This window comes from Zoogloea sp. (genome assembly GCF_044344315.1).
Classification (GTDB): Bacteria; Pseudomonadota; Gammaproteobacteria; order Burkholderiales; family Rhodocyclaceae; genus Zoogloea.
On the sequence record NZ_JBIJDC010000060.1, the window covers coordinates 1 to 26,882 of the forward strand.

Here is a 26,882-nt window from a genome sequence, read left to right on the forward strand (position 1 = left end):
GGGTCAGATGGACGAAGTGACCCAGCAGAATGCGGCGCTGGTTGAAGAGGCTGCTGCTGCGGCTGAAAGCCTTGAGGATCAGGCGAGGAGTCTGGTGCGTTCGGTGGCCATGTTCCGGCTCCACGCCGGTAGCGTGCCTGAGAGCCAGGCCGCCCCTGTCCCCGACAATGTCGCCCGCTTGCCCGAACGGTCCCGCTCGACGGCTTCCCGAGTGGCATTGGCTCCCCTGCCTAAGGTGCGTCGTGCCGGTGGTGGGAGCGAGATCGATGATGAGTGGGAAGAGTTCTGAGAGAGTCATGAGCCATGTCTGAAAAGCAGCCACTCCTTCCCCCCAGAGTTGCCACGGCGCCGTCGGCGGGTGTTCGTCCGGCGCAGTCCGGGCGACCCGCAGCTACCCCGGTGCGTGCTCCTTCCTTATCCATGCCAGATCGCGAGTTCGAATTCTCCAGCAGTGATTTCGAGCGCGTCCGGGAGCTGATTTACAAGCATGCCGGAATTTCACTTTCACCCATCAAGCAGGACATGGTCTACAGCCGATTGGCCCGGCGTTTGCGGGCTCGGGGAGACCGGACCTTTGCCGAGTACCTGGATCGTGCGCAACGTGAGCCGGATGAGTGGGAGACCTTCGTCAATAGTCTCACCACCAACCTGACGTCCTTTTTTCGGGAGGCGCACCATTTCGACATCCTGGCCGAGCGCCTGAAGAAGCAGGTGTCGAGAGCACCTTTTCGCATCTGGTGCAGTGCTGCGTCCACCGGAGAAGAGCCCTACAGCCTCGCCATCACCGCCTGTGAAGCCTTCAATACGCTCACCCCGCCAGTGCAGATCGTCGCTACTGACATCGACACCAATGTTCTGGCTACGGCACAGAAGGGTGTGTATGGCATGGATCGGGTCGAGCGTCTGTCCCGCGAACGCATGCAGCGTTTCTTCCTGAAGGGAACGGGCAGCCAGGAGGGGCAGGCCAGGGTGCGTCCGGAGCTGCAGCGTTTGATCGAGTTCAAGCGCATCAACCTGCTGGACAAGAGCTGGGCGGTTCAGGGGCCGTTTGATGCCATGTTCTGCCGCAACGTGATGATCTACTTTGACAAGCCCACCCAGCACGCCATCCTGGAGCGCTTCGTGCCTTTGCTGAAGCCCGATGGTTTGCTGTTCGCGGGGCATTCGGAGAGCTTCCTGCACGCCGCCGACCTGTTCCGCTCTCTTGGGCGGACGGTTTACGAAAGGACGGCCCCCCGTGCACGCTGAAGCCGGCTATGTCGAGCACATGGCCACCAATCGCTACTTCGATCGTACGTTCGGCTGTGATGCGGTCAAAGTTCTTCCTGGAGAGTACTTCGTAACCACCTCCGACATTGTTCTGGTCACTGTGCTGGGCTCCTGCGTCACGGCGTGCGTCCGTGATCGGGACAAGGGCCTGGGTGGGATGAACCACTTCATGTTGCCGGACAATGGGGGCGAACTTGGTGTGCTTTCCTCCTCGGCACGCTACGGTGCTTATGCCATGGAAGTGCTGCTCAATCACCTGCTCAAACTGGGTGCCCGACGCAGCAGCCTTGAGGCCAAGGTGTTCGGCGGCGGAAGGGTGCTGGCCAGCCTGTCGCAGGCGCAGGTGGGAGAGAAGAATGTTGATTTCGTACTCGACTACCTTGAGACCGAACGCATACCCGTGGTGGCCCAGGATCTCCTCGACATCTATCCCCGCAAGGTCTATTTTTTTCCGGTCAGCGGGCGTGTGATGATGAAAAAGCTGGTCCGTGTGAAGAATGACACGCTTATTGCCCGTGAGCGCGAATATGAAGCCCGACTTCGACGCGACAATGTTCAGGGTGACGTTGAGCTATTTGGATGACGGAGTGTGCCTCCGTACGCAACTGGAATGAAGCATGGTCATCAAGGTTCTCGTTATCGATGATTCTGCGCTGATGCGCAGTGTTCTGAGTGAAGTGATCAATTCAGCTCCCGACCTGGAAGTGGTCGGTACTGCGCCCGATCCTATTGCCGCCCGGGAAATGATCAAGACCCTCAATCCGGATGTTCTGACCCTGGACATCGAGATGCCGAAGATGGATGGGCTCGACTTTCTGGCGCGCCTTATGAGGCTTCGGCCAATGCCTGTAGTCATGATTTCGAGTCTGACCCGACGTGGCTCAGAGGCCACCCTGCAGGCGCTCGAATTGGGGGCTGTTGATTTTGTTCCCAAGCCCAGGCTCGATTCAACTGCCGGCATCGAAGCCTATCGTGTAGAAATTTGTGACAAGGTGCGATGTGCCTTCGGTGCCAGGCCGAGGGTTCCTGCAGCTGCCTCACCGAGCCCGAAACCCTTGCTGCGAGAGCCTCTCGGGCAGGTTGTCAGTGCCACGGGAAGTGTGTCTGAACGCGCTTTGCATGAGCGTCTTGTGCTGATCGGCGCGTCCACCGGGGGCACCGAGGCGATCAAGGAAGTGCTATGTTCCATGCCGGAACAGATGCCTGCGATTCTGATGGTCCAGCATATGCCCGAAATGTTCACCGCGTCTTTTGCAAAGCGCCTGGATGGCCTGTGTCGTTTGCGCGTGAAAGAGGCCGAGCACGGCGAGCGTGTGGTGCCTGGCACTGCTTACCTGGCGCCAGGGCATTCCCATCTGTCGGTGCGTCGCGTTGCGGGGGGCTATCAGTGCGAGCTGGCCCAGTCGGAGCCGGTAAACCGGCACCGGCCCGCTGTGGATGTGCTTTTCCAGTCTGCGGCGACCCAGGTGGGCGCCAATGCGGTGGGCGTCATCCTGACCGGGATGGGCAAGGATGGCGCGCAGGGTTTGCTGGCGATGCGTCAAGCCGGTGCGTGGACGATCGGTCAGGATCAGGAGTCTTGCGTGGTTTACGGCATGCCGCGTGAAGCGGCTGCCATTGGAGCCCTTGATGAAGTAGCACCTCTCCGGGAGGTCGGTCTGCGCGTGCTGAGTCGCCTGCGGATGACGGAAAAGCGGAGCATCAAGGCGTAGGTTTTGGGGGTAGTGGCCGGTCGATTTCGGCAGAGTCGCATGAGTCAGTGAAAAAATAGAGGCAACAGAAATGGATACCAGCGTCAGCACCCAGCAGAGTCAGGCCAGGATTCAGCTCTCCGGAAGATTTGATTTCAATTCCCATCGAGAATTCCGCGATGCCGTTGACCGTGCGCTGGGCAGTCCGGGCACGACCGAGGTTGCGGTGGATCTCGGTAATGTGGCCTATCTGGACAGCTCGGCACTCGGCATGCTGCTGATGCTGCGTGACAAGGCCAAGAGCTCTGGCAAGACTGTCTGCCTGGCCAACGCCAAGGGCAGTGTTCGGCAGGTTCTCGATATCGCCAACTTCGGCAAGCTTTTCCCGATTGTCTGAAGGTGGCGGAGTACGACGCCGAATCCCTCCTCATCCTTGTAGTTGATGACAATCCCGACGATCTCTACCTGATTCGTCGGGATCTGATGGCCCTGGGGCATCGTGTCGCTGGGGTCAGCACTGCCGCCGAGGCGCTCGACCATATCGCGCAAGCCTACCCGGACGTCCTCATGACCGACGTCGGCCTGCCTGGCATGGACGGCATTGAGTTACTGAAGACGGTGCGTGTGCGTACGGGTGGAAGCTGGATTCCCAGTTTGGTCTTTACCGGCAGTCTCGACGAGGCGACACAGATGCGTGCCCTCGAAGCCGGGGCCGACGCCTACCTGTGCAAGCCTGCGTCCCGCCAGATGCTGCATGCCAAACTGGGCGTGATTCTGCGTTTGAAAGCCATGCAGCGTCAGGCGGAGGCGCGTAACCGCGAACTGGCCCGCTATCGCAGCCTGCAGGAAGAAGAGCAGCGCCTGGCCCGCTTCGTGATGGAGCGTCTGATCAACCGGGAGGCGCTCGGCGATCCAGCAGTGTCACACTGGATTGCTTCTGCTGCGGAGTTCAGTGGCGACCTCATCGCCGCCGCCCGGACGCCGGGTAACGTGCTCCACGTATTGCTGGCCGATGGCGCAGGCCACGGTCTCGCCGCATCGCTTAACGTGCTTCCCGTCACGGCACCTTTTTACCGCATGACCGAGCGCGGTTTTGGTATCGACGCCATTGCTCGCGAGATCAACAGCAAGGTGCGCGCCTTGCTGCCGGTAGACCGTTTCATCGCAGCCACCCTTGTCGCCGTCAATTTCCGCGAGCGCTATGTGACGGTCTGGAACGGGGGGAACCCCGGGCCGCTGCTGGTCCGACCCGATGGCGGAGTCCGCCTGCATTTCAACCGGCATCACTTTCCCCTCGGTGTGGTCGACGACGATGAGTTCGACGGTACCGTGGATGCCCACGTGGTCAATCCTCATGACCATCTGCTGCTGTTTTCCGATGGGCTGATCGAACTTGAGGATGCCGCGGGGCAGGCACTCGGGGTGGACGGGCTGGGCGCCGCACTGAACAATCTCCCCGCCGATCTGCGCCTGCCACGGCTTACCGACATCGTCCATGAACTGACCGGGGGAAGCCCCCCGAGGGACGATATTTCCATTGCCCACATCGCCCTGACCGATACGCCTCAACCGGTCCCCGCGGTGAGTTCCGGCGATTCTCCGGCGGCGCCGACGGCCAGTGATTGGCGCTTCGTGTTACGTCTGGGCGCGGCAGATCTCAAGCGCCTTGATGCGGTTCCGCTCATTCTCGGCGCCATTGAGCAGTTCGAAGGGGTGCGGCCGTTTGCAGGGCGCCTGTTTCTGGTGCTGTCCGAACTCTTCAACAATGCCCTTGACCACGGTCTCCTGCGTCTGCCGTCCTCTCTCAAGGCTGGGGTCGAGGGAATGGATGTGTTTCTCGACGAGCGGACCCGTCGCCTTGCGCGGCTCGAGATGGGGGCCGTGGAGTTTGAACTTTCCCTGCGCCAGCGAGATGGCCAGCCTCCTGTTCTACACATCAGTTGCGCCGATACCGGCCCGGGCTTCAACCACGAACAACAGATCCGCTCCGCAGGAGACGAGCCGTCCGGTGAGGACATCCTGAAGGGCCATGGCCGTGGCATTCCTCTCCTGCTTCGGGTTTGCGACGATGTTCGCTACAGTGGCGTCGGCAATCGGGTGGACGTTCTCTTTCGCCTAGCTGAACGAACGTCATAAAGTGTGAAATAGTCCTCCTCGTGTCTGTTTAAGGGTCCTAAAGTTCAGCTGGACCGCGCCGATAAACGCCTCGAAACCTTTGATGCCTGCGCAATGCGGGCTAGAAGACAAGGTGTCGGCGACGCAGTTACCCGCCGGTTCCGGGGGGTGGGTTCCAAGGCCTGCTCTTCTTCTCCTGTTGAGCGGGGATCGCCGATTACCATGCAAGTTCTTATTGTCTCCATTCTGGCCGGTCTCGTTGCAGGGGGCGGTGCCCTTGGGGCAGGCCTGGCGTTTGGCCTATCCTTTTCTGCCGGTTTCGTCGGAGTTTGTGTCGCACTCTCGATCACGGTGGGCGTCATCCTTCTGGTGTCGGTCCGGGTGTTGTTCGTCCATCCCCTGATCGAACTGCGCGATACCATCCGGGCCATGCACAAGGACGGCGACTTGTCCCGCCGCGTCGCTGTGTCTCCCGGTCAGGTGGGTGAGGTCGAGGCGGTTTTTAATGAGTTGATCGGCAGCTTTCAAGGCATCGTCGGCAAAGTCATCTTCGACGCGCAGCGGGTGCATGAAGCAGCGGATCTGCTTTCAGGGCATGCGGGGCGGGTTGCAGAAGGGTCAAGCAGTCAGCAGGGGGCTGCCGAGAGCATGGTGGTTGCCATTGAGCAGATGACGACCGGTGTGAATGCTGTTGCCGAGCATGCCAGCCAGACCGCAACCAATGCCCAGGTGGCGCGGGAGTTGTCTGTCAAAGGGGCTGAGGTTGTCACGAGTGCCTCCCGGGAGATTGAGCAGATTGCCCGCTCCGTTGAGGACTCAGCAAAGGTCATTTCAGCGCTGGGAGAGCGGTCTGAAGCTATCAGTGGCATCGTCAAGGTGATCCGCGAGATCGCCGATCAGACCAACCTGCTGGCCCTCAATGCCGCCATCGAGGCGGCTCGGGCAGGTGAGCAGGGGCGTGGTTTTGCTGTGGTGGCGGATGAAGTGCGCAAGCTGGCTGAGCGAACCTCCTCCGCAACGAGTGAGATCGGAACCATGATCGCAGCCATCCAGGCGGAAACCCGCAGCGCCATCGCCTCCATTGATGCGGGCAGCTCCCAGGCCCATGCGGGTGCCGAACTGGCCCAGAAGGCGGCGGGCTCGCTCCAGCAGATCAATGATGGTGCGCGCCAGACCATGGAGAAGGTGGATGCGATCGCCGCTGCTATCAATGCCCACAGCCGTGAGGCCGATCAGATCGTCGGTCATGTGCGACAGATCATGGACATGGTGGGTCGCAATTCGGCCGGAGCCCGGGAAACCCTGGATGAGGCCACCAGCCTCAGTGGGCTTGCGGTGAATCTCAAGGAGATCAGCCGCGTCTTCAAGCTGGGGGCTGCAGGCGAGCAGGCCATGCTGGTGCATAAGAAGATGCCTGACATCGTAAGGGATGGGGCGCGTCAGATGGGCATGCTTCTGGAGCAGGCCGTGGCGGGCGGGCAGATAAGCGAAGCCGATCTCTTCGACGATGCCTACAAGCCGCTCGCAAATACCCGGCCACAGAAGTACAGCACCCGTTTTGACAGCCTGACCGACCGCATCTTCCCGCTCCTCCAGGAGCGCCTGCTCGACGTGAATCAGGAGGCCGTCTATGCCATCGGTACGGATCGGAATGGATACGTACCAACTCACAACAAACGCTTTTCCCAGCCACTGACCGGTGACTACGAGAAGGATTTTGTCGGCAACCGGAGCAAGCGGGTCTTCGATGATCCGGTGGGCAAGCAGTGCGGAAAGCATGAGATGCCCTTCCTGATCCAGACCTATCGCCGCGATACCGGCGAAATCATGCACGACATCTCCGCTCCGGTTTACGTCAATGGCCGCCATTGGGGCGGGTTCCGGATTGGCTACAGGGCCTGACCAGCCTGTGTTCCCCTGTTTCAGTGAGAGTGTTCGGCCCGCCTTCCCGCGGGCCGTTTTTTCTTGTGCAGGCCGCACGCCATAAGGGGCAGGAAGCCTCAAGATTGTTTGCCACCCGCCGATATTGCTTCCAGATCGGAGCCTGCGCCATCGGGTCGGCAGGGGTCTGAGACGGAGATTGAGCATGTCCGAACTTCTCAAGAACATTGACGCGCGACCCAGATTGGCTGGGACCAACAAGCTGGAAATCCTGCTGTTCACTCTTGGCCTGGATCCGCGCACCGGACGACGTGAGACCTTCGGGATCAACGTCTTCAAGGTCCGTGAGGTTATGCGCACGCCTCCCATTACGGCCGCTCCTGAGATGCCCTCGTCTGTTGAGGGTATGGTCAGCCTGCGGGGCGTTCTGGTCCCTGTCGTCGACCTGGCCAAGTATGCAGGTATGGGTACCGACAGTCCCCGGGAGATCATGATCGTGACCGAGTACAACGGCCACACCCAGGGCTTCCTGGTCGAGGCCGTGGATACCATCCTGCGCCTCGACTGGTCGCAGATGCGGGTACCGCCCGACATGTTGACTGCCAACCTGGGAGGCCTGGTTACCGCCGTCACCGAACTCCCGGGACCCAAGCTGGTCATGCTCCTTGATGTCGAAAAGGTGCTGTCCGAAACGACTCGCTACGACGACGAGTTCCTGTTCAAGGGTATTGAGCCAATTGAGGCGGAAGAGCCCATCACGGTGTACTTCGCCGATGATTCTTCGGTAGCACGCAAGCAGATCGAGCGCACCCTGGATGTGCTGGGTGTGCGTTATGTCGGAACGGTCAATGGCCGGGCGGCCTGGGACGAGCTCGAGAAGCTGGCTTCCTACGCTGCAGCCTCGGGTCGCAAGGTGAAGGATCTGGTGGCCCTGGTTCTTACCGATGTGGAAATGCCCGAGATGGACGGCTATATCCTCACCAAGAGGATCAAATCCGACCCGCGTTTTGAAGGCGTGCCGGTGATCATGCATTCGTCCCTGTCCGGCATGTCCAACCAGCAGCTTGGTCGCTCGGTTGGCGTGGATGAATACGTGGCCAAGTTCGAACCCCAGCGTCTAGCCGAAGTGTTGCGCCGCCTGATCACTCAGCGTGCGAACCTGGCCAAGACCGTCTGAGCGCAGAGGAGCATCATGAACATGGATCGTGTCGATCGTGGGCTGCTTGAGGCTGTTGATGCCCGCACCAAGCTGGCGGGCTCGAACCGCATGGAGATCCTGCTGTTCTCCCTGGGTACCCAGGAGATCTTTGGGATCAACGTTTTCAAGGTTCGTGAGGTGTCGCGCACACCCTTCATCACCAAGGCGCCAAACATGCCTGATGGTGTGGAGGGGCTGATTTCCCTGCGCGGCAATGTGATTCCGGTGCTGGCCCTGGCCAAGGTCATGGGCATTTCGGTGTCGGGTGATCCGCTGGGCGGCTCGATGATGGTGACCGAGTACAGCAAGCGCACCCTCGGCTTCCTAGTCCATGAGGTGGACCGCATCATCCGCGTGGAATGGGACAAGGTCCGGGCTCCGGATAACGTCACCTCCGGCGGGCATCATTTCATCACGGCCATCACGGAGTTGCAGGACGGCAAGCTTGTTTCCATTCTTGATGTGGAGACCATTCTGGCCAGCACCTTTGGCGAAGCCGTAGTGGGGCAGATTCATCCCCTTGAGGGCGGGCACGAGGTCAATCTTTTCTTCGTTGATGATTCGGCCGTGGCGCGCAAGAAAATTGCGGAAACTCTCGATAAACTCGGTGTACGCCACAAGCATGCGCTCAACGGGCTCGAGGCTTGGACGCGACTGGAAGGTATGGCCAACCACGCCCAGCAGCGCGGGGTCAGTCTGCGTGATGAACTCAACCTCATTCTGGTCGATGCGGAAATGCCCGAGATGGATGGTTACGTGCTCACCCGCAACATCAAGGCGGACAGCCGCTTTGAGGGCATTCCAGTTGTCATGCATTCCTCCCTGTCGTCCGAAGCCAACCGGGCGATGGGCAAGAGCGTCGGTGTCGATTCTTACGTCGCCAAGTTCGATGCTGACATCTTGGCGGATACCCTGCGCCCCCTGCTGATGCGGGCATACCGGGATTGAACGGAGATCAACAACATGTCGGACCCCAAGATGAAATTTCTCGTCGTCGATGACTTCTCGACCATGCGGCGCATTGTCCGCAACCTGCTCAAGGAACTTGGCTTCACCAACGTGGATGAAGCCGAAGATGGCCAGATCGCCCTGCAGAAGCTTAATTCCCTGCCTTTTGACTTCGTCGTCACGGACTGGAACATGCCCAACATGGATGGCCTGACGCTGCTGCAGAACATCCGGGCAACGCCGTCCCTGAAGCACCTGCCGGTCCTGATGATCACGGCCGAGGCCAAGAAGGAAAACATCATTGCGGCCGCCCAGGCCGGGGCCAGCGGCTACATCGTCAAGCCCTTCACTGCGGCCACCCTGTCCGAGAAGCTCGAAAAGATCTTCGAAAAGATGGGCCAGAAAGCTGCCTGAGGCAGCCGATCAGACGGAGCTCCATCATGGCAAAGCGTCTTAAATTCGATGAATCGGGCGATAGCGACGACCTGCAGTCCCTGTTTGACAGCATTGCCGGGGGGGCGGTAGCGCCCGTTGCTGCTCCTCCTCATCTCGAAGTTGTTTCTCCGGCTGTATCCGCCGGTGGTGACGACGACGAACTCCAGGCCCTGTTCGATTCCGTGGCCGGTGAATACTCCACCAGCGAGCACGTCGGTGCTGCCGGGGATGAATCCGCCCATAGTTGCGACAAGGTGTTCAACCGTATCGGCGTGATGACGCGCCAGTTGCACGACACCCTGCGCGAGCTCGGCTATGACCGCAGCCTCCAAGAGGCCGCCCATGCCATCCCGGATGCCCGCCAGCGTCTGACTTACATCGCCGAGATGACCGAGCAGGCGGCCAGCAAGGTGCTGAACGCCACGGACATCGCCAAGCCCATCCAGGACCGGACGGAGGCCAACGCGGCCGCCCTGAAAGCCCGCTGGGATCGCCTGTACGCGCAGCAGATGTCGCCCGATGAGTTTCGCGTTCTTGCGGGGGAAACCCGTGACTTCCTTGGCCATGTGGTTACGGGAAGCCGGGAGACCAGTGCGCAGCTGATGGAAATCATGATGGCGCAGGACTTCCAGGATCTCACCGGGCAAGTCATCAAGAAGGTGGTGGATCTGGCCCAGGGGCTGGAGCAGCAACTGCTTCAGGTCCTGATTGAGGCCATGCCCGCTGAACGCAAGGCGGAGGCGCCGGAGACCCTGATGAACGGTCCGGTGATCAACGCCGTGGGCAGGGATGACGTGGTGTCCAGCCAGGAGCAGGTGGATGACCTGCTTGAGAGCCTGGGTTTCTGATCTGGGCTGAAGCGGGCAAGCCCGCAAGGAGCGAATGCAATGAGCGATTTTTCCGGGATGGATGACCTTCTGCAGGATTTCCTCGTGGAAGCGGGGGATCTCCTGTCGGGTGTGGACAACAAGCTGGTGGATCTTGAGCGGGCGCCCAACGACAAGGGCCTGCTCAACGACATCTTCCGCGGCTTCCACACCATTAAAGGGGGCGCCGGCTTCCTGAATGCCGCCGAACTGGTCACCCTGTGCCACTTGACAGAGAACCTCTTCGACAAGCTGCGCAATGGCGAACTGGCCATCACCCCCGAGGTCATGGACGTGATCCTCTCTTCCACGGGCGCGGTGCGTGACATGTTCGGCTACCTGGAGCAGGGGGTTCAGCCGGCTGCTGCCGACCCGCATCTGATTGAAAGCCTGCGCCTGGCCATTGCCGGGAGCCTGTCAGGCATGGTCAAGTTGGCTGCGCCGGCCCGGGTTGCCGCGGTGGCCCCACCTCCGCCCCCGGTCCCCGTCGTGGCAGCCTCGCAAGACGCACTCGATTGGAATGCACTGTTCGAGACCGTAACCGGGACTGCGCCGGCTGCTGCTGCGGCCCCCGTCGAAGTCCCCGCCCCGCCGCCGGTGCCCATGCATCAATCCGACGAGGAGCTGGCACAGAAGTCGCCGGAGCAGATAATCAAGGCCGCTGTCGGCCGGCGCGTTACCGACAAGCCGGGCGCATCCGGTCCTGTTGGGCGGCGCGACAGTGAAAAGCAGCGTGACAACTCGATCCGGGTCGATACCGCCCGCCTCGATCAGGTGCTCAACCTTTCCGGTGAAATCGGCCTTACCAAGAATCGTCTCAATGCCCTGCGCAGCGACATCCTCAACGGGCGCAGCGATACCGAAACCCTACATGCCCTTGATCTGGCCGTGAGTCAGCTTGATCTTCTGGTATCCGATCTGCAGAACGCGGTCATGAAGACCCGCATGCAGCCCATTGGGCGCCTGTTCCAGAAGTATCCGCGGATTGCTCGCGACCTGGCCCGTAACCTGGGCAAGGATGTGGAGCTGGTTCTGTCCGGTGAAGAGACCGAGATCGACAAGACGATGATCGAGGATCTGTCCGACCCGATCATCCACCTCATCCGCAACGCGGTGGATCACGGTGTCGAGGAAACCCAGGATCGACTGGCCAACGGCAAGCCCGAGAAGTCCATCGTGCGTCTCGAAGCACGTCAGGAAGGCGATCACATCGTGATCCTGGTGGCCGACGACGGTCGAGGCATGAACGCCGAACGGCTGCGTGCCAAGGCAGTTGAGAAGGGCCTCATCACGGATGAGGAGGCCAACACCATGGACGAGCGCCAGAGCTACAATCTGGTGTTCCTGCCCGGGTTCTCCATGGCCAGCCAGATCTCCGACGTCTCCGGCCGCGGTGTGGGTATGGACGTGGTGCGTACCAACATCCAGAAGCTCAACGGCTCCATCGAAATCCGTTCCAGCCTTGGCAAGGGCACTACCTTCGTCATCAGTCTTCCCCTGACGCTGGCGATCCTGCCGGTGCTGCTGGTCCGCCTTGGAGAGCAGCCTTTCGCGGTGCCGCTGTCCATGGTCCGCGAGATCCTGCCGATCGAGCCGGCCGAAGTGCAGGAGGTTGGCGGACGGGCAACCATGGTGGTGCGTGGTGAAGTGCTGCCCATCATGCCGCTCTCGTCCCTACTCGGTTGGGAGCCGGTCCAGACCCCCGAATACGGTGTGCTCATGCAGAGTGCGGAGCAGAGTTTCATCTTGGCCATCGACAGCTTCGCTGGCCGTGAAGATGCGGTGATCAAGTCCCTGGACGACTTCCGTCCCAAGGGTGTGGCTGGTGTCACCACCCTGTCCAACGGGCAGATCGTGCTCATCCTCGACATGAAGGAGCTGCTCGGCGCCCTCGGTGACAGCCGTGGCGGTGGTGTCTCGCGTCGTGCCCTGCTGGCCAAGATGGAGCTTCCCGCCCTCGCCGCCTGAGGCGCACACCGCGACTTATGCCACATAGTCACACCTTGAAACATCATGGTGTGACGTAGATCGCTCACCACCGGGCAAGGGCCGGTTAGGATCATTCCTGACTGCCCTTGCCCGTGCCCTTTACAGCCACGGTTCCGATCCGGCAGGGGGAGGGCGCATGGGTGGCTTTGATTTCGATTATTGGAAGCATCTGGCAGAGCGCGATCCGGTCGCTTTTTTTGCGGCGAGAGAGCATGCACTGCATCAGTTCATCGCGTCCCATCCCGGTCAGGAGGTGATGCTCGCCGAACTTCAGGCGCGCATAGACGCCGCTCGCGTGCTGGCGGGCGGTCCCGCCCAGGCCTGTCGCGAGCTGTTTGGCCAGATGGAAGACCAGTTGATGCTGCTCAGCTTCAAGCTGTCAGAGCTGCAGAGGGAGGCGGGCGCCATTCAGCAGCTGATCGGTGGCAATACCGTCACTCGCTGACGGCTGCCCTCCGGTCCGGAATAGCCCACGCAAAACCGGTCTGTTCCTGTCCTGATCCCCTGGGCTCCGCGCGTATTCTTCGTGGGTCTGAACTACCGTCGAGCCGTCCGTGGCTGAAGACAGCGACCTCGAAAAAACAGAGTCAGCATCACCGCGAAGGCTGGAGCAGGCCCGGGAAGAGGGCCAGGTTCCCCATTCCCGGGAGCTGGCGACCTTCATCTCGCTGATTGTCGGGGTGACGGCTCTGTACGTTCTTGGCCGCTGGGGTGGGCATCGCATGATGCAGATGGTCAAGTCGGGGCTCAGTTTCGAGCGGAGTCAGGCCTTCGAGACCACCGGCATGCTGCAGATTCTGGCCGAGCTCTCCACCAACGGGCTGCTCACCGTCACCCCCTTGTTTTTGGCGCTGATCGTTGCTGCGCTGTTCGTGCCCTTCCTGATGGGAGGGTGGGTGTTTTCGGTAAAGGCCCTGCGTTTCGATCTGACTCGCCTTGATCCCCTGCAAGGGCTGGGCCGGATGTTCTCGACCCAGGGCCTTGCCGAGATGGTGAAAGCCAGCATGAAGGCGGCCCTTGTCGGGGGTGTGGGGGTATGGGTCGTGTGGCGGGAGCGGGACCATCTCTTCGCCCTGATGCTCCAGCCCCTTGAAGCGAGCATGGATGATTTTGCCAGCCTGGTGTTGCTGGCGACCCTGCTCATCGTCGCCAGCCTGGCCCTGATCGCGGCCATCGACGTGCCCTATCAGCTCTGGGAATATCACCGTAAGTTGCGCATGAGCAAGGAAGACGTGCGCCAGGAAATGAAGGAGCAGGAGGGCGACCCGCAGATCAAGGCCCGCATCCGCGCCGCCCAGCGGGAAATGTCCCGCCGTCGCATGATGACCCAGGTGCCTACGGCGGATGTGGTGGTGACCAACCCGACCCACTACTCGGTGGCCCTCAAGTACGACCCGGAGCGTTCCGGGGCACCCGTCGTGGTGGCCAAAGGCATGAACCTCATCGCCCACAACATCCGCGACCTGGCACGCGAGCACGGTGTGCCCATTCTCGAAGCACCACCGCTGGCCCGGGCCCTCTATGCCCATTGCGAGCTTGAGCAGCAGATCCCGGCCCAACTCTACACCGTGGTCGCCGAGGTGATGGCCTGGGTCTTCCAGCTCAACCACTGGATCGCAGAAGGGGGGCTGCCTCCCGATGAGCCCAGCGGTCTTGCCGTTCCGCCGGGCATGGATCCCGCTGAGGGTGCTTCCGGGGTCTGAGGCGATGCCGAATTGACCGGTAAATCCCGGTTTCTTCCGGCCTTTCCCCCGGGCCGGAAAGGGGGACCATGGCAAGCATGAACGGTAGTCTGAACCTGCGTACGCTCTTCGCCCCGGGCAACATCCGCACCCTGGCCGGCCCGCTGCTCATCATCCTGATCCTGGCGATGATGGTGCTGCCGCTGCCTGCCTTTGTGCTGGACCTGATGTTCACCTTCAACATCGCGGTATCCGTGATGGTGATGCTGGTGGCCATGTACACCAAGAAGCCACTGGACTTCTCGGTCTTCCCGACCGTATTGCTCGTCACCACCCTGCTGCGCCTGTCCCTCAACGTGGCTTCCACCCGGGTCGTGCTGCTCGATGGTCACAAGGGGCCGGATGCCGCGGGCAAGGTGATTGAAGCCTTCGGTCACTTTCTGGTGGGCGGCAATACGGCGGTGGGCCTGGTGGTGTTCATCATCCTGACCCTGATCAACTTCGTGGTGATCACCAAGGGTGCCGGGCGGATTGCCGAAGTGGGTGCCCGCTTTACGCTCGATGCCATGCCCGGCAAGCAAATGGCCATCGATGCCGACCTCAACGCCGGCCTCATCGACGAGAAGGAAGCCAAGCGCCGGCGTGCCGAAACCTCCCAGGAAGCCGATTTCTACGGTGCCATGGATGGTGCCTCCAAGTTCGTGCGTGGCGATGCTGTGGCCGGCATCCTCATCATGGCCATCAACGTGGTTGGCGGGCTGATCGTCGGGGTGCTCCAGCACAATATGGAGTTGGGCCAGGCGGCCACCAACTACACCCTGCTGACGATTGGTGACGGGCTCGTTGCCCAGCTTCCGGCCCTCATCATTTCCGTGGCTGCAGGTCTGGTGGTGTCGCGGGTGGGCGACGATGGTGACATGGGTTCCCAGGTGATCGGGCAGGTTTTCTCGAACCCGCAGGTTCTGCTCCTGACCGGGGCCATCCTCGGTATCCTGGGCCTGATTCCCGGCATGCCCAACTTCGTGTTCCTGTTGCTGGCCAGCGGGCTGGGCTATCTCGCCTGGCGCGGTGGCGCGCGTCAGACCGAACTGGTTGAAGAAGCCGAGGCGCCGAGTGCTGCGCCGGTGGTGCCTGCCGAAAGTCAGGAGGCCAGCTGGTCCGACGTGACCCCGGTCGACGTGCTTGGCCTGGAGGTTGGCTATCGGCTCATCCCCATGGTGGACAAGGGGCAGGACGGCGAGCTGCTCAAGCGTATCCGCGGCCTCCGCAAGAAATTTGCCCGGGACATCGGCTTCCTTGCTGCGCCGGTGCACATCCGCGACAACCTTGAGCTCAAACCCAACGCCTACCGCATCGTCCTCAAGGGGGTCGAGATCGGCGTCGGTGCGGCCTTCCCGGGGCAGTTCATGGCCATCAACCCGGGGCGGGTGTCCGGCCCTCTCAGTGGTCGTGACACCACCGACCCGGCTTTCGGGCTGCCGGCGGTGTGGATCGATGCTGCCCAGCGCGAGCAGGCTCATGCGCTGGGGTACACGGTGGTCGACGCCAGCACGGTCGTGGCGACCCACCTCAATCACCTCATTCTCAGCCATGCCTCCGAGCTGCTCGGCCGTATCGAAACCCAGGCCCTGCTCGATCACATTGCCAAGGACACACCCAAACTGGTCGAGGATCTGGTGCCCAAGCTGCTGCCCCTGGCCAGCGTTCAGCGGGTGCTCCAGAATCTGCTCGACGAGGGGGTCAATATCCGCGACATGCGCACCATCGTCGAAGTCCTCGCCGAGCATGCGCCCCGCATCCAGGATCCTCTCGAGCTCACCACCCGGGTACGTCAGGCGCTGGGGCGGGCCATCGTGCAAGGGCTGTTCCCGGGCAACGGGGAGGTCCAGGTCATGGCTCTCGAGCCGGGGCTGGAGCGGGTGCTCATGCAGGCCATGGCCGGGGGCGGGCCGGATGGTGGGGCCATCGAGCCGGGGCTGGCCGACACCCTGCTGCGCGAAACAGCGGCAGCGGCCCAGCGCATGGAAGACACCGGCCTGCCCCCGGTCCTGCTGGTGCCGGCGCCCTTGCGCTGGTTGTTGTCGCGCTTCCTGCGCCGGGCTGTCCCGACTCTCAAGGTGGTCGCCAACTCGGAAGTCCCGGAGACACGCCTGATCCGTGTCTCGGCCATGATTTCCACCTCACCCTGAGTTTCCCTGCTCGTGTGGGGGGAATAGCGCCCTAAAACCTGTCTTTTCCCGGCCATCGAAAGCGCGGCCGCTGGTGATAATCGAAGCTACCGAAGTGCCCGTCATGGGCCCATGAAAGCCTTCGCACCCCGGAGACAGGAGCATGAACGTCAAGCGCTACTTTGCCAAAACCGCCCGCGAGGCCCTTCGCATGCTGAAGGACGACCTCGGGCCGGACGCGGTGGTGCTCTCCAATCGCGCGGCCAACGGCGGTGTGGAGATCCTCGCCCTGCCGGCGGGCGATGTGGCCACCCTCCAGCGCGCCCGCGCGCAGGCAGCCCAAAACGTGCCCGTGGCGCCGCCGCCGGCTGCTCCGGTTGCCCCCGCTCCGCAGCCGAAACTGGCCGAGGACTTCTTCGACGACGATTTCCGGGTCAGCCTGTCCCGCGCGGCCAGCGCTCGCCCGGCGGCCCCCGCGGCTCCTGCGCCGGCAGCTCCGCCGCGGCCCGCAGCGGCCCGTCCGGCCGAAATGCAGCCCTTCAGCCCACCCCGGGTCGAGCTGTCCCGGGACGTGTTCCATGCCGCGTCCACCCAGGCCCGGCGTCCGTCAGCTGATCCCGTGGCGCCCGCGCCGCGTTCTCCGCTGCGCACTGAAGCCGCGCCCGCTCGCGAGGCGCCGCCGCGCCAGCGCCCGACAGGTGTCGAGGAGGAGGCCCGCATTCGCGCCCTCGAATCCGCCAACTCCCAGATGGCCAATGAGCTGGCGGCCATTCGCGGGATGATCGAGCGTCAGCTCGCCGGCTTTGCCTGGGGTGAGATGGGGCGCAGCGCCCCCGGACGTACCCGCCTGATCGGCGATCTTCTGGAGGCCGGCTTCTCGGCCGTGCTGGCTCGGGAGCTGGCCGAGAGCGTGCCCGAGGATGAAGCTCCCGAAGACGCCCACCGCCTGCTTCATGATGCGCTGGATCAGCGTTTCCGTGCCATGGCCAGTGACGCCGACATCATCGACCGCGGTGGCGTGTTTGCCCTCGTCGGGCCGACCGGTGTTGGCAAGACCACCACCACCGCCAAGCTGGCGGCCCGTTGCGTGGTGCGTCATGGCGCCGACAAGCTGGCTCTGATCACCACCGACGGCTACCGGATCGGCGCCCATGAGCAATTGCGCATTTACGGCCGCATTCTCGGGGTGCCTGTGTTCGTGGTACGTGATGCCACCGACCTGCGTGAGACTCTCGCCAGTCTGCGCGACAAGCACATGGTATTGATCGACACCATGGGCATGAGCCAGCGCGACAAGATGGTGGCCGAGCAGGCCGCCATGCTGACCGGCGCCGGAAAGGTCTCGCGCCTGTTGCTGCTCAACGCCACCAGCCGCGGCGATACCCTTGACGATGTGGTCAGGGCTTATGCCGGCGACGATCTGGCCGGCGTCATCCTGACCAAGATGGACGAAGCCATGTCCCTGGCGCCGGTGCTCGACGTGGCCATCCGCCACCAAGTCGAAGTGTTCTATGTGGCCAATGGTCAGCGGGTGCCGGAGGATCTCCATCTGCCCAAGCGCGACGCGCTGTTGACCCAGGCCCTCCAGGAGCTGCCGGCCGCATCGCCCTTTCGTCTCGAACCCCTCGAAGCCGGTTTGTTGATGGCATCTGCCGCCAAGCCGTCTGCGTCCAGCCTGCACGGGGGGCTCTGAGATGTTGCACGCATCCGATCAGGCCGCCGGCCTGCGCCGCTTGTTCCGCCGCACGCCTTCTGCGGTCGTGGCCCTGTTTGCCTCGGGTCGGGCGCCCCGGACCCTGGCCTTGCAGACGCTCGTGGCACTGACTGAAGGGGCCCGCCGGGTGGTCGTGCTCGACGAACACGCGCCCGACGATGGCTCCTTGCTCAGCGCTTTCGGTTTCCCCGAAGGAGTTGACTTGTTGGGAGCCTTGCAGGGTCAGCATGACGTGACCGAGAACATGCGTGAGGTTGCCGACGGGCTATGGGTCGTCCCGGCGGCGGCCACCGTCCATGCAGTTTCCTTGCTTGATGACGCCCATCACGCCCGCCTGGAAGCAGGTATCACCGAACTTCAGCGTCGTGCCGACCTGTTGGCCATTCATGCCGTGGGCGACGCCCGGCGTCTGACGCCCTTTGCCCGGGCCGCCGGGCGCCGCCTGCTTGTCGTCGAGGCCAGCGGTGTGGGGGCACGGGGGGCCTGCCAGTGGATCAAGGGCCTTGCCGCTGCCGGGGCTGGCTCCCTTGAGGTGGCGGTCAGCGGCGCCCGCGACCGGGCCGACGCCACCGCGCTGTTTGCCAGCCTCAATGATTTCACCGAACGCCATGTGGGCCTGCCGATCGTGTGGCGAGGCGAGGTGGAACGCGATGGCCTGGCCGATTCGATGACCACGCCTCTTGGCGAGCGCCACCCGACGGAGGGGGCGAGTGCCTTTATCCGGCGGCTGCGGGCCTGGTCGGCCCAGGCCGGTGTAGCAGGTTGAGGGTGGCTTTGTGAGATATTGTTTCGTGGGTCACGTAGAAGCCTATCGGTGCCGATGAGACATCTTGTGATGTCCCGCATCGTCCGGAAAACCAGACCAGAAAGCTGAGCAAAGATGTACACCGCCTCCGGTACCCTCGACAAGGAACAGCTCGTCGTCCAGTACGCCCCGCTGGTCAAGCGCATTGCCTATCATCTGATGGCCAAGCTGCCGGCCAGTGTGCAGGTCGAAGACATCATCCAGAACGGCATGCTCGGTCTGCTCGATGCCATCAACCGTTATGAGGAAGGTCTGGGCGCCCAATTTGAAACCTACGCCGTGCAGCGCATCCGGGGCGCCATGCTGGATGGCCTGCGCGAGAACGACTGGCTGCCGCGCAGTCTGCGTCGGGACATGCGGCGCATCGAGGCCGCTGTACACCAGCTGGAACAGCAGCACGGCCGGCACCCGACCGAGACGGAGCTCGCCGAGTCCCTGGGTCTGCCGCTCTCAGATTACCAGCACATGCTGCAGGAGGCGCGGGGCTATCAGCTTGTGTATTTCGAGGACTTCGCCGGCGAAGGCGAAGACGACTACCTCGAACGTCATATCACCCTCGAGGGTAATGATCCCCTGACCCTGCTGCTCGAGGGGAACATGCGCGATGTGCTGATCAAGGCCATCGACGACCTGCCGGATCGGGAAAAGACCGTGATGGGCCTCTACTACGAACAGGACATGAACCTGCGCGAAATCGGTGAGGTGCTGGGCGTATCCGAATCCCGGGTGTGCCAGTTGCACAGTCAGGCCATCGCCCGTCTGCGTTCGCGCATTTCCGGGGCTATTCAGAATGCGCCCAAAGCCAAGGGTGAAGGTCGCGGGCGGGGCCGTCGCGCGGCGGCCTCCTGAGCCTTCGAGCGGGTATCTCCATGGATAGCATCAGCCTTATCGGCATCACCCTGGCCCTGGCCGCCATCCTTGTCGGGCAGGTGCTTGAGGGCGGTCACGTGGGTTCCCTCATCCAGCCGACGGCTTTCCTCATCGTCATCGGCGGTACCCTCGGGGCGGTCATGTTGCAGAGCTCCGCGACGGTCTTCCGCACGGGCATGCAGATGGTCCCCTGGGTTTTCGTGCCGCCCAAGCTGGATCATGCTGCCCTGATCGAGCAGGTGGTGAACTGGAGTCATGTGGCCCGCAAGGAGGGCTTGTTGTCCCTGGAAAGCCAGATCCCGGCCATCGACGACCCCTTCATCCGGAAAGGCCTGCAGCTGCTGGTCGACGGGGTCGAGCCGGAGCGTCTGCGCGAGGTGCTTGAGGTCGAGATCGATAGCTGGGAGGGCCAGCTGAAGCAAGGGGCCAAGATCTGGGAGGCTGCCGGCGGCTATGCGCCGACCATCGGTATCCTGGGCGCCGTGATGGGTTTGATCCACGTGATGGAAAACCTCTCCGACCCCTCCAAGCTGGGTTCGGGCATCGCGGTTGCGTTCGTGGCCACCATCTACGGCGTGGGTTCGGCCAACCTGATTTTCCTGCCGGTGGCCAAGAAGCTGCTTGGGGTCGTCGGCACGCTGGTGTCCCTGCGCGAAATGGTGCTGGACGGCCTTGTGGGCATTGCCAATGGCGATAACCCGCGCATCATCGAGAGCCGCCTCAAGGGTTACGGGGGCTGAGCCATGGCGCGGCGTCGCAAGGGGGAGGACGAGCACGAGAACCACGAGCGCTGGTTGGTCTCCTACGCCGATTTTATCACCCTGCTGTTCGCCTTCTTCGTGGTGATGTACTCCCTGTCGTCCCTGAATGAAGGCAAGTACCGGATCATGTCCGACTCGGTGGTCAGTGCCTTTCGGAACATCGCCAGCAACAGCGACAGTCCACGCATCATCTCCAGCCCGATTCCGTCGATCCGCCCCCAGGTCACACCGCCGCCATCCGACACCCAGGAGACCGAGGAGGCCCGCAAGTCCAGGGCCGAGCGGGTCAAGAACATGGCCGAGGAGATTCGCAAGGTGCTCGCGCCCCTTGTGGCAGACGGTCAGGTCCGGGTGACGGAGGGGGCGTTCGGCATCACCGTCGAGATCAATGCCAGCGTGCTGTTTGCGCCTGGCGAGGCCCAACTCGGCGCCGACGCCGTGCGGGCCCTGCGGGCCGTGGCCGAGGTGGTGGCCGGTGCCGAGTTTCCGATCACCGTGGAAGGGCATACCGATATCACGCCCATCGCGACGGCGATGTTTCCGTCCAATTGGGAGTTGTCCGCCGTGCGTGCGTCGAGTGTGGTGCGCCTGTTTGTCGACGGTGGTGTCAAACCGTCGCGGCTCACCGCGGCAGGCTATGGCGACCAGCGCCCCGTGGCCGACAATGCCACGGCGGATGGCCGGGCGCGCAATCGTCGGGTCACCATACTCATCGAGTCCCGCGTTGTTGAAGCAGAAGTGCCCAAGCCGGTAAGAGCGTCCGGTGTGACCGACTCCATCCTCCCGGCAGATGCAGCGCCACCCGTCCCTGCGCCCGCTCCAGCCGATCCGCAGACACCGGCCCCCGGGCGCTGAACCTCGTTTCCCTGGTGGGCAAAGGCGTCAGGGAGAAGGGGGAAATTGGAAGGGGAGGCGCCTAGACCGAACCGAAGTGACGGCTCGAGGCGGTTGGCCGCGACTGACCGTCGGGCCCGTAGATCTGGGGGTGCTCGGCAGCAGCGAGCAGGGTGCTCAGCGCCTGCTGATTGTTCTGGAGGCGTTCAGTGATCAGCTGTCCGTTGACCCGGTTGCGCTCCTTGGCCTCACCGGCCAGCGTCACAACGGCATCCCAAGCCACCAGGGCGTCCGGCGAGTTCGCCAGCACAATGCGGATGTTCTCGTTGCTCACCTTCGCCCCGAGGCGCGCAAACATCACCGTGCGGTCGTCGGAGAGACGCTGAAGGGCGCGGTAGAGGCTGATCTTCTCCTCCGCCAGGGCAGTCAGGGCGTCGATCTGGCCTTCCACGAGCAAGGCTTCTTCCCGTTGCAGCAGGGCAACGAAAGCCTGCAGGCCGGCCTGTTCATCGTGAATCAGGCGAGCCAGGCGTTGCGTGAGGCCGGGATCGACAGCCACGTCAGGCAGGCCCTGGCTGTGCCGTCAGCATCTGGCGAACGCTCTCGATCAGGCCGTCGGCAACCTTGCCGGTATCCACCTTGAAACGACCTTCGGTGATGGCCTGCTTGATCTCGTCCACCTTGGCGCTGTCCACCACGGGGGTGTTGGCGATGGTCTCCTCCATCTGCTGCAGTCGCGCAGACAGGGAGGACAGTTCAACCTTCTCTCCGCCGCCGCTGGCCGATTCAGCCTTCGGGGATTCCTTGGCAGAGCGGGTTCGGCCGTCGTTGGGCGGCAGGCCCGCGGCTGATTTGACTGAGTTATCAATTTTCATGGCATTGCCCTTTCTTCCATATGTCGAGGGGGTCAACGACCCATGGAAGAGAAACTTTAACCGATTCGGGCAGTTACGGCAGGCCCTGGTCAGGGAAGCGTGATCTCCACGATACCACCGTTGCGGGCCGTGCCACGCACCACCTGACCGTTGGCCAGGCGTACCTGTGCAGCCTGGCCGTCGGCGGCACTGCTCAGGGCAACACCATCATTTGCCACCTGGAAGCCTGCGCCGCGGGAGACCACCTTGACGGGCTGGCCCTGCAGCACTGCCGGTGGCAGGCGCAGGTGGCTGGCAGCCAGAGGGCGGCCGCCGGCAAGGCTGACCCGGGCGGCGTGCCCGACGGCCTGGCTCGGTTCCGTGAGTACATCTGCAGCCTGGGCGGTGAGCTCGCCAGCCTCCCGGCGGATATCTGCCGGGCCGAGGATCTGGCCTGCGGCGATCGGCCCGGCGCTGACCAGGTAAAGCCCCCTGACCCGGACTTCTGCCGGTACATAAGCCGTCCATGGGGTGGGCGCCAGGCAGCGCACACCGACCGACACCCGCCCCCAGGCCCGTGCGCCGGCAGGCAGGAAGGCTTCGAGCTGCACGCAGGGCACCAGTCCGTTGTCGCCATTGAACTCCCCCACCTGGATGCGGACTTCGCCCGGCAGGCTGCGGCTTTGCAGATCGAGAAAGCGATTGACCTCGGCACGCACCGGCACCGGATCCTGGCGTGCTTGCACGGGCAGGGCAGGCAGCAGGAGCAATGCTAGGGCGACGAGCAGGGCGGGACGAAGCATGGGGGTGACCGGAGAGCTATGTCGCCATTCAACCATGTCGGCACCTTTTGCGCAGCGGGAAACAGACCTTCTTTATTCGGCTATTTCGAAACGGCAGGGGGTAGGGGGGAAGGGCCGGCAAAACTTGCCGGCAACTTGCCGGGGCGGCAGTGCAGGAAAGGCGCGGGAGGCCAAATTGGCGTGGGAATTGCCGCCTGTTCGGCCCTTCTGCGGGGTGTCCAGGCCCTTAGGATGGCTGGCATGGAAGGTGCAAAGGAGTGTACGCAAACCACAGCGGGCACCCCAGGCAGGAATGACGGCACGCGTGGAAACGAACTTTAGAGGTGATCCGAATGAGCAGCCGACTTGATGAAGCGATGCGTTTCCACCAGACCGCGCTGAACACGCGTGCCTACCGTCAGCAGGTCATCGCTTCTAACATCGCCAACGCCGATACGCCCAACTACAAGGCCCGCGACGTGGATTTTCGCGAGGCCCTGAAGGGCGCGTTGGCGGGCAAGAGTGGCAACCTGGCGCTCAACACCACCTCGGCCCGTCACCTGGCCGCCGCCGGCACCAGCCCTCTTGAGGCGAACCTGAAGTTTCGCAACGACCAGCAGGGCGCGGTCGACGGCAACACGGTCAACATGGACGTGGAGCGCAGTGCCTTCGCCGAGAACGCCGTCCAGTACCAGGCCAGCGTCACCTTCATCAACGGCCTGATCACCGGCATGCAGCGCGCCATCCAGGGCCAGTAAGGAGCCGATCATGAGCATGATGAATGTCTTCCAGGTGGCCGGCAGCGCGCTTCACGCCCAATCCACCCGGCTCAATGCCACCGCCAGCAACCTGGCCAACGCCGACAGCATCACGTCCAGCAATGGCCAGCCCTACAAGGCCAAGCAGGTGGTGTTTGCCGCCACGCCGATGGGCGCGCCGGCAGCCCAGGGGGTGCGCGTCAAGCAGGTGGTCGAAAGCGCTGCGCCGATGCGCATGGTTTACGACCCGAAGAGCCCCGCGGCCAACGGCGAAGGCTACGTGACCATGCCCAACGTCAACGTGGTGGAGGAGATGACCAACATGATCTCTGCCTCCCGGGCCTACCAGACCAATGCCGAAGTGATGGGTACCGCCAAGACCCTGATGGAACGAACCCTGGCCATCGGCCAGTAAGCACCGGACAACGATCATGAGCACTGTCAATTCCACGACCTCCGCCGACGTCATCGCCGCCCTCCAGAAGTCTTCGACCAGCACCACCTCGAAGACCGAAGAGGCCCAGACCCGCTTTCTCAAGCTGCTCACCGAGCAGCTGAAAAACCAGGACCCCCTCAACCCCATGGACAACGCCCAGATGACCTCCCAGCTGGCCCAGATCAGCACGGTGGATGGCATCGACAAGCTCAACAAGACGCTGACTTCCCTGCTGGAAGGCAGCCAGTCCAACGAGGCCTTGCAGGCGGCGGCACTGGTGGGCAAGGGCGTGATGGTGGAAGGCACCAAACTGACGCTCTCCGGCAGCAAGGCCTACGGGGGGTTCGAGCTGGCCACGGCGGCCGACAAGGTTACCGTGACCATCAAGGACTCGAAGGGGCTGGAGGTGCGCAAGATGGAGCTGGGCTCCTCCGACGCCGGCGTTTTCAACTTCGCCTGGGACGGCAAGTCCACCAATGGCACCCAGGCGGTGGATGGCAACTACACCATTAGCGTCAGCGCCACCCGGGGCAGTGATACGGTCAAGACCACTTCACTGCAGCTGAGCACCGTCAATAGCGTGCTGCGCACCAGCAGCGGCAGCGTATCCCTCGATGTGGGCGCCGGCAATCTCGTAAGCCTGTCCGACATCAAGCAGATTCTGTAAGCGGAGGAAAAAATGGCATTCCAACAAGGTTTGAGCGGTCTTTCCATCGCTTCCAAGGCCCTCGACGCGATCAGCAACAACGTGTCCAACTCGGGCACCGTCGGCTTCAAGCAGTCCACGGCCCAGTTTTCCGACGTGTTCGCCGCATCCCTGGCGGGTGGCGGTACCCAGGTGGGTATCGGTGCATCCATCGACAAGGTGTCCCAGCAGTTCAACCAGGGCAACATCTCCACCACCAGCAATGCGCTGGACCTGGCGATCAACGGGCAGGGCTTCTTCCGCATGAGCGATGCCGGCACGATCACCTACAGCCGCAACGGCCAGTTCCAGACCGACAAGAACGGCTACATCGTCAACGCCTCTGGCCTGCGTCTGACCGGCAAGCTGGCCGACTCCAACGGCGTGCTGACCGGCACCACCGGCGACATCAAGCTCAACTTCAGCGACGCCAAGCCCGCCTCGACCACCAGCGCCGGCTACAACGTCAACCTGGATTCGCGCTCCGCCACCCCGTCGGCCATGAGCAAGGCCGCGGTGTTCGGGACGGCTGCGCCGTCCCTGACGGTTGCCGCTGCACCGGCCAACGTCCTGTCCATCGTCGTTGATGGCGCGACCACGCCGGTCACGGTCAGCATTGCTCCGGGCACCTATGCCGACGTCGGCTCCCTCGTCACTGCCATCCAGACCGCCGTCGATCAGACCGCGCTGAAGGATCGTGTCAAGGTGGCCAGCGACAGCACTGGCGTCATCAACTTTGCGTCGATCCGCAGCGGCCGCCTCTCCGACATCAACGTGACGGGGGCAGCAGCGGCGGCGCTGAATGTGCCCGCAACCACCGGCACGGCGACCAACGACGCGTTCAGTACCTCGGATCCGACCAGCTATACCAGCACCACCTCCCAGACGGTGTACGACTCCCTGGGCAATGCCCATACCCAGTCGATGTACTTCGTCAAGACCGCCCAGTCCAACATCTGGGATGTGTACACCAGCCTGGACGGCGGCTTCCCGCCCGAAATCGATCCGGTGACCGGCGTGCATACGCCGAACACTATCAGCTTCGACGCCAATGGCGTGCTCCAGACGCCCACCTCCTTCACCACCTCCTACTCGGTGTCGACAGGTTCGGTGACGCCCCTGGCCTTTACTGTGGAGCTCGAAGGCACCAGCCAGTTCGGCAACAGCTACGGGGTCAACCAGCTGACCCAGGATGGCTACACCACCGGCAAGCTGTCCGGCCTTACGGTCGATGCGGACGGCACCATCCAGGGCAACTTCAGCAATGGTCAGTCCCGGGTGATGGGCCAGGTGTGGCTGGCGTCCTTCCAGAACCCCAACGGCCTGCAGTCCCTCGGCGGCAACCAGTGGGCGGTCACCAATGCTTCCGGCCCCGAGCAGCCCAATGCCCCGGGCACCGGCAGCCTGGGCGTGCTGCAGTCGGCGGCAGTGGAAGACTCCAACGTGGACCTCACCTCCGAACTGGTGAACATGATCACCCAGCAGCGCGCCTACCAGGCCAACGCCCAGTCCATCAAGACCCAGGACCAGATCTTGCAAACCCTGGTCAACCTGCGTTGATCCTGAAGAAAGCCTGAGCCATGGACCGTCTCATCTACACCGCAATGACCGGCGCTGCCGCCACCATGGGGCAGGAGGCGGCCGTGGCCCACAACCTGGCCAATGCCACCAGCACCGGCTTCAAGGCCGAGCTGCATCGCCTGCGTGCCGTGCCCATCCAGAACACCCAGCTGCCCACCCGGGCCTTCGTGGTGGATGCCAGTGTCTCGGACGACTTCACTCCCGGTCCGCTGCAGCACACCAACCGCTCCATGGACGTGGCGGTGCAGGGCAAGGGCTGGCTGGCCGTGCAGATGCCTGACGGCACCGAGGCCTACACCCGGAATGGCAGTCTGGAAGTGAACGCCAACGGCGTCCTGCAGACCCGCGGCGGTCTGCCGGTGGTGGGCGGTGGCGGCCCGATCACCGTGCCGCCCGATGTGGAGGTGGTGGTGGGCTCCGACGGCACGGTCTCGGCGGTCCCCCGCACCGGGGCGCGCAACAACACCACGACCGTCGGCCAGCTCAAGCTCGTCAATCCGCCCGAGCAGGACATGCGCCGGGGTGGCGACGGCTATTTTCGCCTTGCCGACGGCAATCCG

General features: G+C 63.0%; 27 protein-coding genes and 1 pseudogene. 25 read left to right on the forward strand and 3 right to left on the reverse strand.

What is annotated here, in order from left to right; translation table 11 throughout:
- From ACIQ09_RS13530 to motD, 20 genes and pseudogenes are all read left to right on the forward strand, one after another.
- Positions 1-289 (forward strand): annotated as a pseudogene (locus tag ACIQ09_RS13530) (chemotaxis protein); the annotation flags it as partial.
- A 131-nt stretch (positions 290-420) separates the two neighbouring features.
- On the forward strand, positions 421-1,248 hold the full coding sequence (locus tag ACIQ09_RS13535; protein ID WP_398310632.1) for a CheR family methyltransferase: 828 nt from the start codon (positions 421-423) through the stop codon (positions 1,246-1,248).
- A complete protein-coding gene (gene cheD / locus ACIQ09_RS13540) occupies positions 1,238-1,852 on the forward strand; it encodes a chemoreceptor glutamine deamidase CheD (protein WP_398310635.1) in 615 nt (204 codons plus the stop codon). Before ACIQ09_RS13535 ends, cheD begins: the two co-directional genes overlap by 11 nt.
- 34 nt (positions 1,853-1,886) lie before the next feature.
- The gene (locus tag ACIQ09_RS13545; RefSeq protein WP_398310638.1) at positions 1,887-2,981 is read left to right on the forward strand and encodes a chemotaxis response regulator protein-glutamate methylesterase; all 1,095 of its coding nucleotides are present in this window, start codon (positions 1,887-1,889) and stop codon (positions 2,979-2,981) included.
- Between the two features lie 70 nt (positions 2,982-3,051).
- On the forward strand, positions 3,052-3,357 hold the full coding sequence (locus ACIQ09_RS13550; protein WP_296408655.1) for an STAS domain-containing protein: 306 nt from the start codon (positions 3,052-3,054) through the stop codon (positions 3,355-3,357).
- A gap of 2 nt (positions 3,358-3,359) precedes the next feature.
- Complete coding sequence (locus ACIQ09_RS13555; RefSeq protein WP_398310641.1) at positions 3,360-5,096, forward strand: SpoIIE family protein phosphatase; 1,737 nt, start codon at positions 3,360-3,362, stop codon at positions 5,094-5,096.
- A gap of 147 nt (positions 5,097-5,243) precedes the next feature.
- Entirely contained in the window at positions 5,244-6,977 is a 1,734-nt protein-coding gene (locus tag ACIQ09_RS13560; protein ID WP_398310644.1) for a methyl-accepting chemotaxis protein, read from the forward strand.
- Positions 6,978-7,161: 184 nt separating this feature from the next.
- On the forward strand, positions 7,162-8,133 hold the full coding sequence (locus ACIQ09_RS13565) for a chemotaxis protein (protein WP_398310647.1): 972 nt from the start codon (positions 7,162-7,164) through the stop codon (positions 8,131-8,133).
- A gap of 15 nt (positions 8,134-8,148) precedes the next feature.
- On the forward strand, positions 8,149-9,102 hold the full coding sequence (locus tag ACIQ09_RS13570; RefSeq protein WP_398310650.1) for a chemotaxis protein: 954 nt from the start codon (positions 8,149-8,151) through the stop codon (positions 9,100-9,102).
- A 15-nt stretch (positions 9,103-9,117) separates the two neighbouring features.
- Positions 9,118-9,516, forward strand: coding sequence for a chemotaxis response regulator CheY (gene cheY, locus ACIQ09_RS13575; protein ID WP_296574159.1), 399 nt, complete (start codon positions 9,118-9,120; stop codon positions 9,514-9,516).
- 26 nt (positions 9,517-9,542) lie between these two features.
- Positions 9,543-10,385, forward strand: a complete 843-nt coding sequence (cheZ, locus tag ACIQ09_RS13580) for a protein phosphatase CheZ (protein WP_398310653.1) — start codon at positions 9,543-9,545, stop codon at positions 10,383-10,385.
- 39 nt (positions 10,386-10,424) lie between these two features.
- Positions 10,425-12,371 (forward strand): chemotaxis protein CheA, encoded by a 1,947-nt coding sequence (locus tag ACIQ09_RS13585; protein WP_398310656.1) that lies wholly within the window; start codon positions 10,425-10,427, stop codon positions 12,369-12,371.
- A 157-nt stretch (positions 12,372-12,528) separates the two neighbouring features.
- Positions 12,529-12,837: a DUF3135 domain-containing protein gene (locus tag ACIQ09_RS13590; RefSeq protein ID WP_398310659.1), complete on the forward strand. Its 309-nt coding sequence runs from the start codon at positions 12,529-12,531 to the stop codon at positions 12,835-12,837.
- Between the two features lie 109 nt (positions 12,838-12,946).
- The gene (gene flhB, locus ACIQ09_RS13595; RefSeq protein ID WP_398310662.1) at positions 12,947-14,095 is read left to right on the forward strand and encodes a flagellar biosynthesis protein FlhB; all 1,149 of its coding nucleotides are present in this window, start codon (positions 12,947-12,949) and stop codon (positions 14,093-14,095) included.
- A 77-nt stretch (positions 14,096-14,172) separates the two neighbouring features.
- Positions 14,173-16,263 carry a flagellar biosynthesis protein FlhA gene (flhA, locus tag ACIQ09_RS13600; protein WP_398310704.1) on the forward strand — a complete coding sequence of 697 codons (2,091 nt, stop codon included), beginning with the start codon at positions 14,173-14,175 and terminating at the stop codon, positions 16,261-16,263.
- A 142-nt stretch (positions 16,264-16,405) separates the two neighbouring features.
- The gene (gene flhF / locus ACIQ09_RS13605) at positions 16,406-17,935 is read left to right on the forward strand and encodes a flagellar biosynthesis protein FlhF (RefSeq protein ID WP_398310665.1); all 1,530 of its coding nucleotides are present in this window, start codon (positions 16,406-16,408) and stop codon (positions 17,933-17,935) included.
- 1 nt (position 17,936) lies between these two features.
- Positions 17,937-18,722, forward strand: coding sequence for a MinD/ParA family protein (locus ACIQ09_RS13610; protein WP_398310668.1), 786 nt, complete (start codon positions 17,937-17,939; stop codon positions 18,720-18,722).
- Between the two features lie 114 nt (positions 18,723-18,836).
- Positions 18,837-19,610: an RNA polymerase sigma factor FliA gene (locus tag ACIQ09_RS13615; RefSeq protein WP_398310671.1), complete on the forward strand. Its 774-nt coding sequence runs from the start codon at positions 18,837-18,839 to the stop codon at positions 19,608-19,610.
- Positions 19,611-19,630: 20 nt separating this feature from the next.
- Complete coding sequence (locus tag ACIQ09_RS13620; protein WP_398310674.1) at positions 19,631-20,371, forward strand: flagellar motor protein; 741 nt, start codon at positions 19,631-19,633, stop codon at positions 20,369-20,371.
- A gap of 3 nt (positions 20,372-20,374) precedes the next feature.
- Positions 20,375-21,247, forward strand: coding sequence for a flagellar motor protein MotD (gene motD / locus ACIQ09_RS13625; RefSeq protein ID WP_398310677.1), 873 nt, complete (start codon positions 20,375-20,377; stop codon positions 21,245-21,247).
- 61 nt (positions 21,248-21,308) lie between these two features.
- Here motD and ACIQ09_RS13630 read toward each other — a convergent pair whose 3' ends face one another.
- From ACIQ09_RS13630 to flgA, 3 genes are all read right to left on the reverse strand, one after another.
- Positions 21,309-21,785 carry a flagella synthesis protein FlgN gene (locus ACIQ09_RS13630; protein ID WP_398310680.1) on the reverse strand — a complete coding sequence of 159 codons (477 nt, stop codon included), beginning with the start codon at positions 21,783-21,785 and terminating at the stop codon, positions 21,309-21,311.
- A gap of 1 nt (position 21,786) precedes the next feature.
- Positions 21,787-22,101 carry a flagellar biosynthesis anti-sigma factor FlgM gene (gene flgM / locus ACIQ09_RS13635; protein ID WP_398310683.1) on the reverse strand — a complete coding sequence of 105 codons (315 nt, stop codon included), beginning with the start codon at positions 22,099-22,101 and terminating at the stop codon, positions 21,787-21,789.
- 89 nt (positions 22,102-22,190) lie between these two features.
- Entirely contained in the window at positions 22,191-22,883 is a 693-nt protein-coding gene (gene flgA, locus ACIQ09_RS13640; RefSeq protein ID WP_398310686.1) for a flagellar basal body P-ring formation chaperone FlgA, read from the reverse strand.
- Between the two features lie 332 nt (positions 22,884-23,215).
- Between flgA and flgB the strand changes: the two genes are divergently transcribed.
- The 5 genes from flgB to ACIQ09_RS13665 all read left to right on the forward strand — a co-directional run.
- The gene (flgB, locus tag ACIQ09_RS13645; RefSeq protein ID WP_398310689.1) at positions 23,216-23,620 is read left to right on the forward strand and encodes a flagellar basal body rod protein FlgB; all 405 of its coding nucleotides are present in this window, start codon (positions 23,216-23,218) and stop codon (positions 23,618-23,620) included.
- Positions 23,621-23,630: 10 nt separating this feature from the next.
- Positions 23,631-24,035, forward strand: a complete 405-nt coding sequence (gene flgC, locus ACIQ09_RS13650) for a flagellar basal body rod protein FlgC (protein WP_398310692.1) — start codon at positions 23,631-23,633, stop codon at positions 24,033-24,035.
- A gap of 16 nt (positions 24,036-24,051) precedes the next feature.
- On the forward strand, positions 24,052-24,723 hold the full coding sequence (locus tag ACIQ09_RS13655) for a flagellar hook assembly protein FlgD (protein WP_398310695.1): 672 nt from the start codon (positions 24,052-24,054) through the stop codon (positions 24,721-24,723).
- 12 nt (positions 24,724-24,735) lie between these two features.
- On the forward strand, positions 24,736-26,301 hold the full coding sequence (locus ACIQ09_RS13660) for a flagellar hook protein FlgE (RefSeq protein ID WP_398310698.1): 1,566 nt from the start codon (positions 24,736-24,738) through the stop codon (positions 26,299-26,301).
- A 20-nt stretch (positions 26,302-26,321) separates the two neighbouring features.
- Positions 26,322-26,882, forward strand: a 561-nt coding sequence (locus ACIQ09_RS13665) for a flagellar basal body rod protein FlgF (protein WP_398310701.1), incomplete at its 3' end; no start/stop codon positions are given.